Here is a 16,221-nt window from a genome sequence, read left to right on the forward strand (position 1 = left end):
GCCACACCCCGCCTCAGCCAGTGTGCCATTGATGTTGCACGGCGCTCGATAGCCCGGCCGTTTCCTTCCACTCTTTCACGAGAGCGTCCGCCACGCCAATCTCGAGTGGACGCCCCAACAGATAGCCCTGCGCCGTGCCACAGCCGAGATCGAGGAGGTTCTGCAACTGCGCTTCGGTCTCGATGCCTTCGGCGGTTGTGTCGATGCCGAGTTCACGCGCCATCGATACCACCGCGCGAACGATCGCTGCTGCCCCTGCGTCCTCACCGGAGACGGCAACGAAGCTGCGGTCGATCTTGACGCGATCGATTTCAAACTCATGCAGGTGGACGAGCGACGAATAACCGGTCCCGAAATCGTCCATGGCGATCCTGACACCGATTGCGCGTAGCCCGACCAAAGCCAGCGCGGTCTGCTCGCTGTTTTCCACGATCGCCGTTTCGGTGATCTCTATCTCGATGCGCGAGGCGCGAACGCAATACCTGTCCAGCGCCTGCCGGATCTGCATCGCCAGCGAAGCCGACTGGAGCTGCACGGCGGATACGTTCACCGAGAGATAGATATCGTCGGGCCAGAGAGCGGCTTGCCGGCAGGCGGTGTCGATCACCCAGGATCCGATGGCGGTGATCAGACCGCTATTTTCAGCAAGCGGAATGAACTCGTTTGGTGGAATGAGACCACGCTCGGGATGGCGCCAGCGGATAAGAGCCTCAAAGCCGGTCAGCTTTCGGCCCGGAAGGCTGTACAGGGGCTGGTACCAGAGCTCGAACTGGTTGTTGGAGATCGCATCGGCCAGATCCTCCTCGAGGCTGCACTTGAGCACCACTTCCTCAAGCATGCCCTCCTCATAGAGCTCGACGCGGTTCCGGCCCGCGTTCTTCGCGCTGTAAAGGGCAAGATCGGCCTTGCGCTGGAGGTCCGAGGCATCGTTGCCGGCCAAGGCCTGAACAATTCCGATGCTGCAGCCGATCCTGATCGAGTGGGACTCGATTTCGAACGGGTGCGCGATCGCGGCGATGATATCGTGCGCCAGAGCCGATGCGCGCTTCGTGGACCTGTTCGTGAGAACGGCCAGTTCGTCGCCGCCCAGGCGAAAGGCCATCTCGTTCGGCTGAAGAAGGATTTCCAGGCGGCTTGCGACCTGCCGCAGGAGTTCGTCGCCCACTGGGTGGCCCATCCGGTCATTGACGGCTTTGAACCGGTCGAGATCGATCATCAGCAGTGCAGCGCTGCCATGCAGGACAAGTTCGTCCACCGTCTCGGCGAACATGCGCCGATTCTTCAGCCCGGTCAGCGCGTCGTGGAACGCCATATGGGCAATCGTTTTCTGGCTGTTGCGCGCTTCCGTCACGTCCTCGTAGGTGAGGATTGCGCCGCCGCGCGCCACGGGCTGGCACGCGATGCTCAGGACCGTGCCATCGTCGAAATTATGTTCGACGCGCATCACCTCGCACCCGTTCATCCAGGCTCGGTGATTGGCGATGACCCGCTCGATCCGTTCACCATTCCATCCGGCGCGTCGGCCGATCATCGCGATATAGTGCTCCAACTCCATGCCGACCTTCAGCTCACCTGGCTTGAGTTGGAAAAGCTGTCCCACCCGATCGTTGACGAGGGTTACCGTGCCGTTCGCCGAGAGGACCGTGAGACCGTTCGACATGTTGGCGAGCGCATCCGCAGCGGTCGCTCGCACTTTCGTATAGATAAAACTGCTGGCAAAGCCGCCGCCGATGACCATGAGGCCGACGGAAGCGACCGCAAGGGCAAGGGCGTAGATAGCCTGCGGGTTGGAATAGGAACCATCCACGAGCAAGGGCTCGACCTGAAAGGCCGTCATTCCCGTGAAGTGCAGACCGAAGATGGCAAGAAAGAAGAAAAAGATTGCGCTGTGAGCATGCACCTTCCACCGTTGACCTCGCAGCAAGACGTGCATCGCCAGAGCGGACAGCGCGCAGGCCAAGATGATGGAAACAAGAAGATAGGTTTCGTCCCAGCTGACGATACCCGGTACGCGGTAGGCAAGCATGCCTGTGTAATGCATTACAGCCGTCGACAACCCTACCACGACGCCGCCGATCGCGGGCGCTGACGGGAGCCTCGCTGCGGCGATCAGGAAGCCCGTCCCGGATCCGACCACAACGACGATCAACGACACGAGCGTCAGCACCGGATCGAACCCGATCGGCAGTCCCGGCTCGTAACCCAGCATTGCGATGAAGTGGACAGACCAGATCGAGATTCCGGCAACGAAGGCGGTCAGGACGATCCAGGCGCTTCGCTCCAGAAGCGGCGAGTTTGCCGCCCGCAGCAGCAATCGGACCATCGCCCAGGAGCCGAATACACAGATGGCTGCGGCGAGCGAGACGAGCCACGGATTGTGCAGCTCGACGATGCATCCAACGACCACCATCATTTCCGCATCATCCGTCCATTCCGCAGGAAGAAAAGGCGAGCTACCGATCAGGATTCGATAGGCCAGGTCACAACCGTAATATGCGATATGTTACTGCATAGCTAACCTCAGCCGACCGACGCCGTCGTGAATAGCATTCTCGCGATACTGAATTGATTCAGGAAAGAGCCATGAAACAATCAACTCCCGGGCTCCGTCCCGAGAACCCGGCGCGGCATGTCAACTATTTGAAATTTCTAAATTTGCTGGATGGGTCCCAAAAATTGCTCGTCACGATTCGGCTAGGGTGCCACCATGGTCGGTCCCGACGATCCGATCGCCGGGGCCTGTCCTGGCCGGCGAACGGCAGAGAGGCGGGTTAACCACCCGCCGCCAACACGGTTCGTGGCCGGCTGTCTTTCATCGCTTGGAGGGTTGATGGGCGTTCCGGCTCAAGCCAAATCCGCGAATTTGCCGAGAGCGCATTCTCTTCCTCACCAGAACCGCCTCGGCATCTTGTAGGGCAGCATCGTCTGCACCACCGGATTGCGAAACCGGTCGAGATCGAGGCTTTCGTGCATTGCGACGGTTCGCTCGCCGAACAGTTTGGTCTCCACCAGAGACCGCGCATAGAAGGGCGAGTCCTCCAGCGTCTTTTTCACCCTCGTGTCGTCCGGTGCTTCGGTGCGCGTCGTCCGCTTCATCTGCCAAAAGCTCGTCTGCAGCTTCCTCAGAACCGGTGGTTCGAAATCCGTCACATCCGCCTTGGGGTCGAACTTGATCGCAAGGGTCAGCTCACCGCCATCCCGCTCGATGAGGTCGTAAAGCACCGCCGCACCGCCAGGCACACAGGCGCGGCTCCAGTTCCAGCGGGAAAACCGGTCCTCCAGCGGCTCGGCCCCGGTGTTGAAATCGAGATAGCCATTGCCACGCCAGGACAGATCCGGGTCGGAAAACTCGGCTTCCACCCGTGCGCAGGGCGCGATCGGCCACCAGCAATGGTTACCGCCCCTGTCGAGCGGCATCGGGTTGTGCTGCAGCGCTTCCGGATAGAGCCGTACCGTGCCACGCACACGCTTGGGAATCAGCGGCGTGATCTCGTCGATGGTCACAGTCAGGCAGTCGCCGTCCCACTCCATCGCGCTTGGCCCCACGGAGAGCACGGAGGCATCGCGCGTCAGATCCTTTTCACCGCGCTCGGTCATCGCCCAGCGCCGCGCACCGCGTCCATAAAGGGCGCAGTTGATCGAGACGTGGTTTTCAGGCCGGCCGCGCCCGGTGATCTTGTAATATGGAGAGAAGACGCTGCCGACGAAGCCGATGATCGTCAGGCCATAGGCGCCGTCGTCCGAGATCGCGTCGCAATACCACCAGGCATAGCCGCCCGGCCCGACCGGCTGATCGAAGCGAGGTCCTTCATGATGGCCTTGACCGCGAGGGTTCCCGAGAGCGAGGCCATCGGCACGCCCGCGCCCGGATGGGCGCTCCCGCCGCAAAGATAAAGGCCCGGAATCTTCGAGCGCGCGGCGGGCCTCTGGAACGACGCGGTCGACCCATGAGAGACCTGCCCGTAAAGCGCTCCGCCCGTCCCCGGAAAGAGATCCGAGTACTCCGAGGGCGTCGAAAGGCTGATCCCTCCCCCCTCCAAATCGAGCGTCAAACCCGAGGCCCGGAGCCTGGCCAAAGCCGCGTTCTTGCATCTCTCGACCTCCCTTCGATCGAATTCCTGGATATCGTCGCCGAGTGCCGGCGCGTTGACGATGAGAAAGAGCCGCTCGGGGCCGTTCGGAGACGCGGCGCTGTCGTCGCGATCTTCGGCGCAGACATAGACGTTGGGCTCGGTTGGCAGCCGGCGCTCTTTGAAAATCTCGCTGAACTCGCGCATCGGATCGGGAGCGAAGAAAACCGTGTGATGGGAAAGCGGAAAGCCGGACACTTTGGCTTTCACAGCAATCCCGAGCGCCGAGAGCGAACGCTCGCGCGGCGTCGCCGCCTTGCCGAAAGCCTGGGCGACGTCCGCCCCGAACAATCCACGCGCCAATGCCTCGGCATCGGCGTTCACCACGACCAGATCGGCCGCGATCACTTCGCCAGAGGCAAGCCGCACGCCGGTTGCGTGTCCGTTCTCGGTCAGAATGTCAGAGACTTCCGCCCCATAGCGGAACGAAGCACCGCTTCGCCTCGCCAGGCCCTCCACCGCTTCGGCGAGGCGCGACATGCCGCCTGCAACACGCCAGACCCCTTGCGCCTCGACCGCCGCGATCAGCCGCAGGGTCGACGGCGCCTCAAAGGGCGAAGAGCCAACATAAGTGGTATAGCGCGCGAAAAGATGGCGCAGCCGCGGGTCGGAGAACTCCTTCGTCAGAACGTCCCATACGCTTTTGTTCGCGCCAAGCTTTGCGATCCGCAAAGCGCCCTTCAGGCCGGCCCGCACGGTCAGATCGAGCGGGCTGTCCGGCCGCTCCACGCTCATGAAGATCGGATCGAGCAGTTCGAGCACATCGTTCGAGCGCGCCATGAAACTCTGGAATTCCCGCGCAGCCCCCTTGCCGGCGAAAGCCTCCACCGCCGCGACCGAACGCTTGAGATCGACGTGGAGATCGAGCCGTGAGCCATCGGCGAACACATGCCGCGCGATCGTTTCGGACGGGACGACCTCAAGGTGATCGTCCAGCCGCTCGCCGCAATCGGCGAACAACGCATCGAAGACATGTCGCTTGGTGAAAACCGTCGGCCCGGCATCGATCTCGCTGCCGGCGACCGCCACGCGGCGCATCTTGCCGCCTGCTTGATCTGCACGCTCGCACAACGTCACATTGAAGCCACCGCCAGCGAGCCGCGCCGCTGCGGTCAAACCGCCTATTCCAGCTCCAATGATGACGACATCCATGAAGGATTCCCGAGAGGTCGCGCAAAGTGTCAACTTAATTTGACACTTTGATGCCCGCATGTCCAATTCAATTCGGGCCGGCATCATCCGGCCGTGACCTCGACCGAAAACGGAGGCCTGAATTGAACGGATCGAAAGAGCCCTTTGCCGTCAGGTGGCGGGAACGCCGCAACCGCGTCCTGCTCGATCCGAGATTTCACAAATATGCCTTGCGTTTCGGGATCGGCCGCTTTTTCGCCCGCCGCTCGGCCCAGAAGCTCTTCGATCTCACAGCCGGCTTCATCTATTCACAGGTTCTTGCAGCTGGCGTCCGCGCCGGGCTCTTCGAGTATCTGGCAAAGGGGCCCGCAACGCCTGCCGAGACAGCGCAAGAGATCGGCCTTCCGGAGGACGCCACGCGCCGCCTTCTCGCCGCGTCCGCTTCTCTCGATCTGGTCGACAAGCTGCCGGACGGGCGCTTCATGCTGGGCCCGCAAGGCGCCGCTCTCATAGCCAATCCGGGTGTTGCCGCGATGGTTCGCCATCATGATGCCCTTTATGCCGATCTCGCCGATCCGCTGAAAGCTCTGGAAAAACGCGGGGCCGGAGAGCTCGCAAAGCTTTGGGATTATGCGAGCGGCGATCAGGATAAACCAACCGCAGAGACCGAGCGCTACACGCAACTCATGACCGCGAGCCAGGATCTCGTCGCGTCCGAAACCCTCCGGGTGTTCGACGTCTCACCCTATACCCGCATCCTCGACATCGGCGGCGGCAGCGGTCGCTTTCTCACCCATATCGCCGCCCGAAACACATCCGCCGAGCTGCACCTCCTCGACCGCGAGACCGTGGCTGATCTGGCAAGACGAACCCTTCAGACACGGCCGGATGTAAATCGATTCACCGTCCACGGCGGCGACTTCCTCAAGGCGCAGATCCCTGCGGAATGCGATCTGATCACGCTGGTTCGCATTCTCCACGATCACGACGACGAGGTCGTGTCCGCCCTGCTGAAGCGAATCTTCGAAGCCCTGCGCCCTGTGCGGGGCACCCTCCTCGTCTCCGAACCGATGGCCGACGAACGCGCCCGATCGCGCATCGGAGACGCCTATTTCAATATCTACTTACACAGCATGGGAACCGGCCGGCCGCGTACGCCGCGGGAATTGGCGCAAATGCTGGAAAAGACTGGCTTCAATCGTATCCGGAGCCTTCCCACGGGCATGCCCATTGCGACATCCGCCATGTCCGCAATTGCGGGGTGAGGCAGCGACCCACGTGTCTTACGCGATTGACATTTGCAACTGTCCAGTTAACTTGACACATCTCGAAGGGAACCATTTCGAAATGCGTCAGACCACCGCCATCATATTCGAACAGCCGAAAGCCATCGCCCTGGCGGCGACCGGGCTCAAGCCTGTCGAGCATGGCGAAGCGCTGATCGAGGTCGAAGCGTCAGGAATTTCAACCGGAACCGAGCGCCTGCTCTTTTCCGGCGAAATGCCGGCTTTTCCCGGCATGGGCTATCCCCTCGTTCCAGGTTACGAAGCCATCGGGCGGATCATCTCCACCGAGGCGAAGGACGGGCCCGCCGTCGGAACCCGCGTCTTCGTTCCCGGCTCGCACGGTTTCACCGACGCCCACGGGCTGTTCGGAGCCCAGGCCAGCCATCTCGTCGCCAGGTCGGAGAAGCTGGTGCCGGTACCGGAAGGGTTCGGCGTCGAGACGACGCTTCTCGCCCTTGCCGCCACCGCCCATCATGCTGTCATGGCCGGAAGCGCGCTTCCGGATCTGATCGTCGGCCACGGTGTCCTTGGCCGGCTCGCGGCCCGCATCGCGGCGGCAAAAGGCGGGACCCCAACCGTATGGGAAACCAATCCGGGTCGCCATCATGGTGCCCTTGGCTACGACGTTGTCGATCCCGCTGACGACGACCGTCGCGACTATGCATCGATCATCGATGTCAGTGGCGATTCCGGCATCATCGACAGCCTCGTCTCACGCTCCGGCAAAGGAAGCGAGATCGTTCTCGCGGGCTTCTATAAGCAGCCCCTCGCCTTTGCCTTCCCGCCAGCCTTCATGCGCGAAACGACGATCCGGATCGCAGCGGAATGGGCAAAGACGGACATGGATGCGGTCGTTGGGATGGTCGCCGGCAAGGCGCTCTCGCTCGCCGGTCTCGTCACACACACAGCTCGGCCGGGTGGCGCCGCCGACGCTTATCGTACGGCGTTCGAAGACGCCGATTGCCTGAAAATGATCATCGAATGGGGGACTAGCGCATGAGCGCACTCGCAAGAACCGAAGCAAAATCGGGTCAGGACGAGATGCATTCCGCCCTCCGGGCCGAAGCACACGAACCCGTCGACACGCCGGCCTCCGGCCCGGTCACCAAGGAAACCCAGATCATCGCGATCTACGGCAAGGGCGGCATCGGCAAGTCGTTCACCCTCGCGAACCTGTCCTACATGCTCGCCCAGCAGGGCAAGCGTGTCCTTCTCATCGGTTGCGACCCCAAATCCGATACCACCTCGCTGCTGTTCGGCGGCAAGGCCTGCCCGACCATCATCGAGACATCGTCAAAGAAAAAGGCCGCCGGCGAAGAGGTCGACATCTCCGACGTCTGCTTTAAGCGCGATGGCGTCTTCGCCATGGAGCTTGGCGGTCCTGAAGTCGGACGCGGCTGCGGCGGACGCGGCATCATCCACGGCTTCGAGCTTCTCGAAAAGCTGGGCTTCCACGACTGGGGCTTCGACTACGTCCTTCTCGACTTCTTAGGGGACGTCGTCTGCGGCGGCTTCGGCCTGCCGATTGCCCGCGACATGTGCCAGAAGGTCATCGTCGTCGGCTCCAACGACCTTCAGTCCCTCTACGTCGCGAACAATGTTTGCTCGGCGGTGGAGTATTTCCGCAAGCTCGGCGGCAATGTGGGCGTTGCCGGCATGGTCGTGAACAAGGACGATGGCACGGGTGAAGCCGCCGCTTTCGCCAAAGCCGTCGGCATCCCTGTTCTCTCCGCCATCCCCGCCGACGAAGACATCCGCAAGAAGAGTGCGAACTACCAGATCGTCGGCAGGCCCGGCGGCCAATGGGCCTCCCTGTTCGAGGAGCTTGCCGCAGGCGTCGCAGACGCGCCGCCCCTTCACCCGACCCCGCTCGATGCAGACGGCCTCCTCGGCCTTTTCGACGACGAGGAAACGGGACGCGACTTTGTCCTCCAGCCTGCGAGCCAGGAGGACATGATGGGCCGGCCGATCACGCCGAAGCCCACCCTCGAAGTCGTATACGACAACGCGTGAGGTCGTAATGGATTTCGAACCCAGAGATTTTTCGAGAGATGAAAGCCCCGGCACCACCGGGTCCTCCCTCGAACCGGTGTCCACCGGATCCGTCAAGCAGGCCAAGGACGGCGACGCGGGATGTCACGCCGGCAAGTCCGAACTGCTTGCGGCAGCGAAGAAGGCTGGCGCAAGCGAGGCGCTCGACCAGTACGCCAAGGACTACCCGACAGGTCCCCACGACCAGCCGCAATCCATGTGCCCGGCTTTCGGCTCGCTCCGCGTCGGGCTGCGTATGCGGCGCACGGCAACGGTCCTGTCGGGCTCGGCCTGCTGCGTCTACGGCCTCACCTTCACCTCGCATTTCTACGGTGCCCGCCGCACCGTCGGCTACGTTCCGTTTTCGTCCGAAACGCTCGTCACCGGCAAGCTGTTCGAGGATATACGCGACGCGGTCCATGAGCTCGCGGACCCCGAACTCTATGACGCGATCGTCGTCACCAATCTGTGCGTTCCGACCGCATCCGGCGTGCCCCTGCGCCTGTTGCCGGAGACGATCGACGGCGTTCGGATCATCGGCATCGACGTTCCGGGCTTCGGTGTTCCGACCCATGCCGAGGCAAAGGACATTCTCGCCGGCGCCATGCTGAAGCGTGCTCGCGAGGAAGCCGAGGCCGGCCCTGTTTCAAGGCCGAACCGCGCTGGGACAGACAAGCCGGAAATCGCACTTCTCGGCGAGATGTTCCCGGCCGATCCGATGATTATCGGCCAGCTTCTGGAGCCCATGGGTCTTGCCGCCGGTCCGGTCGTTCCGACCCGCGAATGGCGCGAACTCTACGGCGCGCTGGATTGTGCGGCCGTGGCCGCGATCCACCCGTTCTATACGTCCTCTGTCAGAGAATTTCAGACGGCGGGCCGACCGGTCGTGGGATCGGCACCGGTGGGTGCCGAGGGCACGGCTGACTGGCTGGCTCGCATCGGCGATGCGGCCTCGGTTCCGGCGAGCAGAATCGCGGCAGCCCAGAACGCAATCCTCCCCGCGATCAAGGGAGCGCTTGCTGGCTCGAAGATCGACGGACGCATCACGCTGTCGGGCTACGAGGGCTCCGAACTGCTGGTCGCGCGCCTCCTCGTCGAGAGCGGCGCGGACCTGCGCTATGTCGGCACCGCCTGCCCGCGCACCAAATGGTCCGATCACGATCGCGAATGGCTCGAGGCCAAGGGCGTTCACGTCAAGTTCCGGGCCTCCCTGGAAGACGATCTTGCGGCCTTCGAGGAGTTCAAGCCCGATCTCGCCATCGGCACGACCCCGGTCGTCCAGAAGGCAAAGGAGAGCGGGACACCGTCTCTCTACTTCACCAATCTCATTTCGGCCCGTCCGCTGATGGGTCCGGCGGGAGCCGGCTCTCTCGCCGAGGTCATCAACACGGCCATTGGCTCGAAAGCCCGCTTCGATACGATGAAGGCTTTCTTCGAAGGCGTCGGCTCGGGCGACAATTCCGGCGTCTGGCCAACCGCCCCCGAAAAGAAGAAGCCCGTCTCTCGCCGCGACGACGTGCCGATCCGCGCCAAGTCGAAATTCGATGCCGTTCCCGACAGCGTGGCATCCAGCGAGGGAGGCATCTGATGCTGGTCCTCGACCACGATCGCGCTGGCGGCTACTGGGGCGCCGTCTACGTCTTTACCGCCATCAAGGGTTTGCAGGTCGTCATCGACGGCCCGGTGGGCTGCGAGAATCTGCCCGTCACCTCGGTCCTCCACTACACCGACGCCCTCCCGCCGCACGAGCTCCCGATCGTCGTCACGGGTCTTGCGGAAGAAAATCTCGGCCAGACCGGCACCGAGGGCGCCATGAAGCGTGCCCATGCCGTTCTCGATCCGAAGCAGCCTTCGGTCGTCGTGACCGGCTCGATCGCCGAGATGATCGGCGGCGGCGTGACGCCGGAAGGCACCAATCTCAAGCGCTTTCTGCCGCGCACGATCGACGAGGATCAGTGGCAGGCGGCGGACCGTGCGTTGAAATGGCTCTACACCGAATACGGGCCGAAGAAGCGCAGGACCAAAGAGAAGGCGGCGGACGCCAGGCCCAAGGTCAACATCGTCGGTGCGGCCTATGGCATGTTCAACATGCCGTCCGATCTCGCCGAAATCCGCCGTCTCGTCGAAGGCATCGGAGCCGAGGTCAATCTCGTCTATCCGCTCGGCAGCCATCTGAAGGATACGGCGAAACTCGACGATGCGGACGTCAATGTCTGCATGTACCGGGAGTTCGGCCGCCAGCTCTGCGAGACCCTGGAAAAGCCCTACCTCCAGGCGCCGATCGGCCTCCATTCGACGACCGCGTTCCTGCGCAAGCTCGGCGAACTGACGGGCCTCGATCCCGAGCCCTTCATCGAGCGCGAGAAGCACACCACGATCAAGCCCCTGTGGGATCTCTGGCGCTCGGTCACCCAGGATTTCTTCGGCACCGCGAGCTTCGGCATCGTCGCCAACGAAACCCATGCCCGTGGTATTCGCCTGTTCCTCGAAGACGAGATGGGCCTGCCCTGCAAATTCGCCGTTCCCCGCAAGGCCGGCGCAAAGACACTCAACGACGAGGTCCGCGCGAAGATCAGGGACACGAAACCCCTGATTATCTTCGGCAGCTACAACGAGCGCATGTACCTCGCCGAATCCGGCGGACGATCCGCATTCATTCCGGCCTCCTTCCCGGGCGCCGCGATCCGGCGGGCCACCGGCACACCCTTCATGGGCTATGCGGGCGCAACCTATCTCGTTCAGGAGGTCTGCAACTCCCTGTTCGACGCGCTCTTCTTCATCCTGCCGCTCGGCACGGAAATGGACGCGATACCGGCTACGCCCGCACGGGAAAAATCGAGTGTCGGCTGGTCGCGCGCAGCCTCCGCCGCCCTTGAGCGGGCGATGGCGAATGAGCCGATCCTCACCCGTATTTCGGCTGCCAAGCGCTGGCGCGACGATGCCGAGCGCCGGGCGCTCGCCGAAGATGCCATCGCCGTCGAGCTGAAACATCTCGACCCGTCCATTCTCGGCGAAGAGGAGACTGCCGGATGATCCGCCTCTCCCCTTCCCGTCTCGATCACCAACCAGCCAAGGAGGATATCCGATGAGCCTGACAACCCGACAAGCACCTTCGCTTTTTTCGTCGGAGCGGCGTGAATATCGGCTGATCTACGCCCTCAGCTTTCCGCTTTTTCTCGCGGTAGCCCTCCTGTCGCGCCTTCTGCCGGCCTCCCTGAGGCCGCTTCCCTTCGAGCGTGGCCGCTTTTTCGCGGTCCTCTCCGACGCGCGCCAGACGGCGCACTCGGTGCTGCCCTTCGCATTCATGCGCTGACGCTCGTGACCAGCTTCCATCGCCAGGTCTTTGTGTTGGACGTGGCGACGTGAAGGCATCCGAAACAACGGAGAAAGGTAATGTCCAATACATCCAGTACCGCGTCTGACGCGGGCACGCTCACCGGTCTGACCGAAAGAGAAGCAAACGAGTTCAACTCGCTCTTCCTGAAGTCCTTCGCCGGTTTCACCTTGGTTGCCGTGATCGCCCACATCCTCGTCTGGATCTGGCGCCCGTGGCTCCAGACCCCTGAAGTTGCGGCGAGCCTCGATATCGCTCATCCGCTGCTGTCGATGTTTACCTAACGGAGGCGAATCCTATGGGTCAGATCTGGTTACTTTTCGATCCGCGTCGCGCGCTGATCGGGCTCTTCACCTTCCTTCTGGTGTTGGCTCTTCTCATCCACTTCATCCTGCTGTCCACCGCCCGCTACAACTGGCTGGCGAACCCCTCCGCTGAAAGCGGCGCACAGCAGTCGAGTTCGCTCGTCCTCGATCACAAGATCGTCTGACGACGGACTGCTGATCTCACCGGGGGCGACGACGCCCCGTCGGCCCCGGTTTTCAACCAATAAGCATGTCACCGCTTGAGGGAGTCAGCAGCCATGGCGATGCTGTCATTTGAACGAAAATACAGGGTACGTGGCGGAACACTCGTCGGCGGCGACTTGTTCGATTTCTGGGTTGGCCCCTTTTACGTCGGCTTTTTCGGCGTCACTGCGATCTTCTTCGCACTCCTTGGTTCTCTCCTGATCTTTTACGATATCAGTCAGGGCACAGAGACGAACATCTTCGCCTTCTCGGTCAACCCGCCATCCATAAAATACGGCCTTGGTCTCGCCCCTCTCGACGAGGGCGGCATCTGGCAGATCGTCTCGATCTGCGCCGTCGGTGCCTTCAGCTCCTGGGCTTTGCGCGAGATCGAAATTTGCCGAAAGCTCGGTATCGGCTGGCACGTTCCAATCGCTTATGCGACCGCAGTCTTCGCCTATGTTTCGCTCGTCGTCATCCGTCCCCTGCTTCTCGGGGCCTGGGGCCACGGCTTTCCCTACGGCATCATGAGCCATCTCGACTGGGTTTCGAACGTCGGCTACCAGTTCCTGCACTTCCACTACAACCCGGCGCACATGCTTGCGGTGACGTTCTTCTTCACCACGACGATGTTCCTCGGCCTTCACGCAGGCGTCATCCTTGGTGCGGTCAATCCGCCAAAGGGCGAACCGGTCAAGTATGGCGAAACCGAGAACGCCTATTTCCGCGATTACATCGCCTATTCCGTAGGGCCTTACGGCATCCACCGGCTGGGACTGTTCTTTGCGTTGAACGCCGGGTTCTGGAGCGCGATCTGCATCATCATTTCTGGTCCGTTCATGGATCGCGGCTGGCCGTATTTCTTCGACTTCTTCCTCCAAACGCCTGCCGCTATCGGCAACATTTCCTACTGAGGGGGTGAACCATGGCCTACTATTCCTCCATATATTTTCGCTCCCAGGTTCGCGGTCCCTTCGATCCAGGCGTCTCTCTGCCGAAGAGCGACGTGCCGCGAATCCAGGTGAATGCTTTTAGCTACTGGCTCGGCAAGATCGGCGATCCGCAGCTTGGACCGCTCTATCTCGGCTGGTCCGGCGCGCTCTCGCTTGCCTTCGGCTTCATCGCCATCGAGATCATCGGCCTCAACATGTGGGCCTCGGTTGGCTGGGACCCTTACGCCTTTGTGCGCAACCTTCCCTTCCTCTCCCTCGATCCGCCGCCGGCCAAATACGGGCTCAATCCGCTCGTTCCGCTCGGCGATGGCGGCTGGTGGATCCTGGCCGGCTTCTTCCTGACGACCTCCATCCTCCTCTGGTGGGTCCGCAGCTATACGAGGGCGCGGGCGCTCGGCATGGGCACCCATACGAGCTGGGCCTTCGCCTCGGCGATCTTCCTCTATCTTTCGCTCGGTCTTTTCCGTCCCATTCTGATGGGTTCCTGGTCGGAAGCGGTGCCTTTTGGCCTGATCACGCATCTGAACTGGACCGCGTCGGTCTCGGTGCTTTACGGCAACTGGTACTACAATCCGTTCCACATGCTTTCGATCGTCTTCCTCTACGGCTCGACGATGCTCTTTGCGATGCACGGCGCGACCATTCTCGCGGTGTCTCGCTTCGGTGGCGAGCGTGAGGCGGAAGAAATCGTCGATCGCGGCACTGCAGCGGAACGTGCTGGCCTCTTCTGGCGCTGGACCATGGGCTTCAACGCCTCGTATGAATCCATTCACCGCTGGGCATGGTGGTTCGCTGTCCTGACGACCTTCTGCGGCGCGATCGGCGTCCTCCTCACAGGAACGGTCGTCGACAACTGGTATCTGTGGGGCGTCAAGCACGGAATCGCGCCGACCTACCCATCGGTCTATCCCGACTTCCCGATTCCCAGCGGTGCTATTCCGGGGGCAGGACAATGAGCAACGAACGCAAGAAACGCGCGGCGCCCAAACATCGCGTCGCACCCATAATCCTGGGCGTCTTCGCCCTAGCCGCCGGTATCATTGTCCTCACCGTTCCGCCCTGGGTGCTTCCGCCTATCGATGCGGAAGAGACCGGGCCGGCAGCGATCGAGATGGTCCAGTTCAGGGACGGGGACAGAAAGCCCGACGAGCTTCTCCCCGAGGCTCCGCCGCCGGCGGAGCCTTATGAGGGCGAACTGAAGGCGAGTGAAGCCTATGAAAACGTCGAAGTGCTCGGAGATCTCAGCGAAGGCGAGTTCACTCGCCTGATGCTTGCGATCACCGAGTGGGTATCGCCGGATCAGGGCTGCGAATACTGTCACAATGTCGAGGAAGGCTTTGCTTCGGACAGTGTCTACACCAAGGTCGTCGCTCGCCAGATGCTTGAAATGACCCGTAACATCAACACCAACTGGCCGGAACACGTCGCGCCTGCGGGCGTCACCTGTTACACCTGCCATCGCGGCCAGAACGTGCCAGCGCAGAGCTGGTACGATCAGAAGGAGCCGGACGGCAGCCAGTTCCTGGGTAAGCCGCGGCCTTGGTATCTGGAAGCAAAGACCATCCGTCAGTTCTTTCCCTCCGTGCCTTATGCCAAATACCTCGGGAAGGATCCGGCTACGGCAAACATCCAGTCGCGTGATCCTTTGGTGAGCACATCGGGCAAGGCGGAAGTGGCGCTCGAGCAGACCGCCGAGAACCTCTACCTTTTCATGATGCAGCAGTCGAACGCCCTCGGCGTCAACTGCACCTACTGCCACAACTCCCGCGCCTTCTGGGACTGGTCCCAGTCGACGCCATTCCGCTGGATCGCCTATTGGGGCATTCGCATGTCCCGTCAGATTAACGTCGAATACATCGAGCCGCTCAAGGACGTCTTCCCGCCGGAACGTCTCGGCCCGCTCGGTGATCCGGCCAAGGTCCATTGCGGCACCTGCCATCGCGGCGAACCTCAGCCTCTTCAGGGCTACGAGCTGATGCACTCCTTCACAGCCGGCCTCTCCGAAGACGGCAAAGTGCCGGACCCTTCGCCGAAAGAGGCGATCCTTCTTGGCAAGGCGATTCCGGTCGCCCAGACTGGGTCCGATACCCAAACCCAGCCGCAGCCGCAGCCCGCTCCAGTCAGCGAAACGGCTATCGAGCAATCGGTGGCTCCGGATGGCGGACAGGGCAATGGGGAGGGCGTCGAGTATAAGTCCCAGCAGGATCCGCAGAAGGGTGAAGAACCATCCGCTATCGACAATACAACGGAGGCCTTGCCGCCCGAAACGCCTGGCGAAGCATCGCCTCCCGGTGAATTCCCGACCGGCGTCGATGCCCCCAGTGGGTCTGACCCGCAACAGCTCCGTCCCAGCACCTCCATGCAGGAGAGCGACACGCAGGACGACGCACCTTCCGCAGGCGATCCCGGCACCGGAATGCCGAGCGAAGGTGGCGACCAATCGTCCCCTGGTAAGACTGGCGTCCAAGGCGAATCCACTCAAACGCCTGAAAACGAGGGTAGCACCGCCATGGACCCCGGCCAGTCGTCTTCGGACGCCGGTTCCGGGGACGCCAAAGCCTCCGAAGGCAATCAGTCTTCGGGTAGCGAGGCTTCCGGCAGTGGCGGATCAGAGGATGCCAGCAACGGCTCCGAAGCCTCCAGCCCATCGAGCGGACAATCCGGAGGCAGCTCACGCCCTTCGATCGTGATCGTGCCCCGCTCGACGAACTGACCAGGAACGACAAACCTGAGTAGAAGCCCTGATCCCCCGAGCGAACAGCTCGGGGGATTTCTTTTTGCGCAGACGTAATACCGCCGGACGAATGAATTGACCCGTTGGGTCAATCCACGCCCGGCAAACGGCTC

The 16,221-nt window shown here is 62.2% G+C and carries 14 protein-coding genes; 11 read left to right on the forward strand and 3 right to left on the reverse strand.

The genetic code is table 11. The annotated features are described in order from the left end of the window. Nucleotides 1–13: 13 nt before the first annotated feature. From ABDX79_RS09690 to crtD, 3 genes are all read right to left on the reverse strand, one after another. Nucleotides 14–2,413 (reverse strand): bifunctional diguanylate cyclase/phosphodiesterase, encoded by a 2,400-nt coding sequence (locus tag ABDX79_RS09690; RefSeq protein ID WP_346220078.1) that lies wholly within the window; start codon nt 2,411–2,413, stop codon nt 14–16. Nucleotides 2,414–2,886: 473 nt separating this feature from the next. Then, entirely contained in the window at nt 2,887–3,747 is an 861-nt protein-coding gene (locus tag ABDX79_RS09695) for a carotenoid 1,2-hydratase (RefSeq protein ID WP_346220122.1), read from the reverse strand. Beyond that, a complete protein-coding gene (crtD, locus tag ABDX79_RS09700) occupies nt 3,720–5,282 on the reverse strand; it encodes a 1-hydroxycarotenoid 3,4-desaturase CrtD (protein ID WP_346220079.1) in 1,563 nt (520 codons plus the stop codon). The genes ABDX79_RS09695 and crtD overlap by 28 nt, the downstream gene beginning before the upstream one ends. A gap of 122 nt (nt 5,283–5,404) precedes the next feature. Here crtD and ABDX79_RS09705 point away from each other — a divergent pair, with 122 nt between their 5' ends. The 11 genes from ABDX79_RS09705 to pufC all read left to right on the forward strand — a co-directional run bounded on the left by ABDX79_RS09705 (nt 5,405) and on the right by pufC (nt 16,087). Continuing rightward, the gene (locus tag ABDX79_RS09705) at nt 5,405–6,526 is read left to right on the forward strand and encodes a methyltransferase (protein ID WP_346220080.1); all 1,122 of its coding nucleotides are present in this window, start codon (nt 5,405–5,407) and stop codon (nt 6,524–6,526) included. Nucleotides 6,527–6,608: 82 nt separating this feature from the next. Then, nucleotides 6,609–7,547 (forward strand): chlorophyll synthesis pathway protein BchC, encoded by a 939-nt coding sequence (gene bchC / locus ABDX79_RS09710; RefSeq protein WP_346220081.1) that lies wholly within the window; start codon nt 6,609–6,611, stop codon nt 7,545–7,547. Then, nucleotides 7,544–8,560, forward strand: coding sequence for a chlorophyllide a reductase iron protein subunit X (locus tag ABDX79_RS09715; RefSeq protein WP_463671144.1), 1,017 nt, complete (start codon nt 7,544–7,546; stop codon nt 8,558–8,560). The genes bchC and ABDX79_RS09715 overlap by 4 nt, the downstream gene beginning before the upstream one ends. A 7-nt stretch (nt 8,561–8,567) precedes the next feature. Then, nucleotides 8,568–10,166: a chlorophyllide a reductase subunit Y gene (gene bchY / locus ABDX79_RS09720; RefSeq protein WP_346220082.1), complete on the forward strand. Its 1,599-nt coding sequence runs from the start codon at nt 8,568–8,570 to the stop codon at nt 10,164–10,166. After that, the gene (gene bchZ, locus ABDX79_RS09725; RefSeq protein ID WP_346220083.1) at nt 10,166–11,611 is read left to right on the forward strand and encodes a chlorophyllide a reductase subunit Z; all 1,446 of its coding nucleotides are present in this window, start codon (nt 10,166–10,168) and stop codon (nt 11,609–11,611) included. The genes bchY and bchZ overlap by 1 nt, the downstream gene beginning before the upstream one ends. Before the next feature lie 52 nt (nt 11,612–11,663). Beyond that, a complete protein-coding gene (locus ABDX79_RS09730; protein ID WP_346220084.1) occupies nt 11,664–11,891 on the forward strand; it encodes a hypothetical protein in 228 nt (75 codons plus the stop codon). Nucleotides 11,892–11,971: 80 nt separating this feature from the next. Beyond that, on the forward strand, nt 11,972–12,196 hold the full coding sequence (gene pufB, locus ABDX79_RS09735) for a light-harvesting antenna LH1, beta subunit (protein ID WP_346220085.1): 225 nt from the start codon (nt 11,972–11,974) through the stop codon (nt 12,194–12,196). A gap of 14 nt (nt 12,197–12,210) precedes the next feature. Beyond that, nucleotides 12,211–12,402, forward strand: coding sequence for a light-harvesting antenna LH1, alpha subunit (gene pufA, locus ABDX79_RS09740; protein ID WP_346220086.1), 192 nt, complete (start codon nt 12,211–12,213; stop codon nt 12,400–12,402). A 93-nt stretch (nt 12,403–12,495) separates the two neighbouring features. Further along, nucleotides 12,496–13,335, forward strand: a complete 840-nt coding sequence (gene pufL, locus ABDX79_RS09745) for a photosynthetic reaction center subunit L (RefSeq protein ID WP_346220087.1) — start codon at nt 12,496–12,498, stop codon at nt 13,333–13,335. 11 nt (nt 13,336–13,346) lie between these two features. Then, nucleotides 13,347–14,330: a photosynthetic reaction center subunit M gene (gene pufM, locus ABDX79_RS09750; protein ID WP_346220088.1), complete on the forward strand. Its 984-nt coding sequence runs from the start codon at nt 13,347–13,349 to the stop codon at nt 14,328–14,330. After that, a complete protein-coding gene (pufC, locus tag ABDX79_RS09755; RefSeq protein WP_346220089.1) occupies nt 14,327–16,087 on the forward strand; it encodes a photosynthetic reaction center cytochrome PufC in 1,761 nt (586 codons plus the stop codon). The genes pufM and pufC overlap by 4 nt, the downstream gene beginning before the upstream one ends. The last annotated feature ends 134 nt before the right edge of the window (nt 16,088–16,221 follow it).

Origin of the sequence: Fulvimarina fulva (genome assembly GCF_039652615.1) — a bacterium.
Taxonomy (GTDB): Bacteria; Pseudomonadota; Alphaproteobacteria; order Rhizobiales; family Rhizobiaceae; genus Fulvimarina.

Excerpts from the sequence above, each read along its gene's own strand:
- crtD (WP_346220079.1), bottom strand. The coding sequence starts at position 5,282 with ATGGATGTCGTCATCATTGGAGCTGGAATAGGCGGTTTGACCGCAGCG.
- bchY (WP_346220082.1), top strand. The coding sequence starts at position 8,568 with ATGGATTTCGAACCCAGAGATTTTTCGAGAGATGAAAGCCCCGGCACC.
- bchC (WP_346220081.1), top strand. The coding sequence starts at position 6,609 with ATGCGTCAGACCACCGCCATCATATTCGAACAGCCGAAAGCCATCGCC.
- pufL (WP_346220087.1), top strand. The coding sequence starts at position 12,496 with ATGGCGATGCTGTCATTTGAACGAAAATACAGGGTACGTGGCGGAACA.
- bchZ (WP_346220083.1), top strand. The coding sequence starts at position 10,166 with ATGCTGGTCCTCGACCACGATCGCGCTGGCGGCTACTGGGGCGCCGTC.
- ABDX79_RS09730 (WP_346220084.1), top strand. The coding sequence starts at position 11,664 with ATGAGCCTGACAACCCGACAAGCACCTTCGCTTTTTTCGTCGGAGCGG.
- pufB (WP_346220085.1), top strand. The coding sequence starts at position 11,972 with ATGTCCAATACATCCAGTACCGCGTCTGACGCGGGCACGCTCACCGGT.
- ABDX79_RS09715 (WP_463671144.1), top strand. The coding sequence starts at position 7,544 with ATGAGCGCACTCGCAAGAACCGAAGCAAAATCGGGTCAGGACGAGATG.
- pufA (WP_346220086.1), top strand. The coding sequence starts at position 12,211 with ATGGGTCAGATCTGGTTACTTTTCGATCCGCGTCGCGCGCTGATCGGG.
- ABDX79_RS09690 (WP_346220078.1), bottom strand. The coding sequence starts at position 2,413 with ATGATGGTGGTCGTTGGATGCATCGTCGAGCTGCACAATCCGTGGCTC.
- pufC (WP_346220089.1), top strand. The coding sequence starts at position 14,327 with ATGAGCAACGAACGCAAGAAACGCGCGGCGCCCAAACATCGCGTCGCA.
- pufM (WP_346220088.1), top strand. The coding sequence starts at position 13,347 with ATGGCCTACTATTCCTCCATATATTTTCGCTCCCAGGTTCGCGGTCCC.